The sequence below is a fragment of the Aminobacter sp. P4_D5 genome (genome assembly GCF_056401815.1).
This window is the reverse complement of sequence record NZ_JBFUIP010000608.1, coordinates 1-768: the sequence shown is the minus strand read 5'-3', so window position 1 is coordinate 768 and position 768 is coordinate 1. Positions and strand designations below refer to the sequence as shown.

The window sequence follows — 768 nt, the reverse complement described above, 5'->3', positions numbered from 1 at the left end:
CGGCGCTTCCGGCTCGCGCTGAAATGCCTGGAGCTGGGCCATGCCGCCCTGTCCGCCCATAATCTGGGCRACCACGCCCGGCCGATGCTGCGGGAGCTCGTGCCGGAGATCGCCGATGCCGGCTCGCTCGGCGTGCTGGAGGAGGGAGAAGTCATCTACCTCGCGCGCATCGATGCCGGGCTGGATCGTCATGGCGTGGTGCGTCGGCCGGGCACACGCATCGGCGCCTATGCCACCGCGCTGGGGCAGGCGATCCTCGCCTGGCTGCCGCGCGACCGGCAGGTGGAGGAGCTGGAATGCCTCCCACGCGTGAAACTCTCGGAGCGCACGCTCACCGATCTCGACTTGCTGCTGGCGCGCCTCGCCGAGGTCCGCGCCCGCGGCTACGCGCTGTCGGACGGCGAGAACGCCTATGGCCTCTGCACCGTGGCGGCGCCGGTGCTGGGGGCGGATGGCGAACCCCTGGCCGGGGTCAGCCTGACGATCGGGGGCGGCCGCCGGCTGGCCGAGGAATTCGGCGCCCTCGCCGGTCCGCGCGTCCAGGTCCTCGCGGCGGAGCTGGCGGAGGCGGTGCGGCTGTCGCAGGGCACCATCGTGCCGCGATGAGCGATCTAATGCCTGCGACAAATGAGGAGGCCCCCTGATGGACGGCATCATCGACAAGCCCGCCGAGCTGTCCCCCGCGCCCGGCGACGCTGCTCGGCTGGAGTGCTTCATCCCGACGCCCTGCGTACAAAATCATGCCGGCTTCATCGCGCCCCTTGATGG

At 71.3% G+C, this 768-nt stretch carries 1 protein-coding gene; it reads left to right on the top strand.

Translation table 11 applies throughout. The features are described from left to right. A partial coding sequence (locus tag AC1DWF_RS33830; protein WP_476842863.1) for an IclR family transcriptional regulator occupies window positions 1–606 on the top strand: 606 nt, incomplete at its 5' end. Window positions 607–768 lie beyond the last annotated feature (162 nt).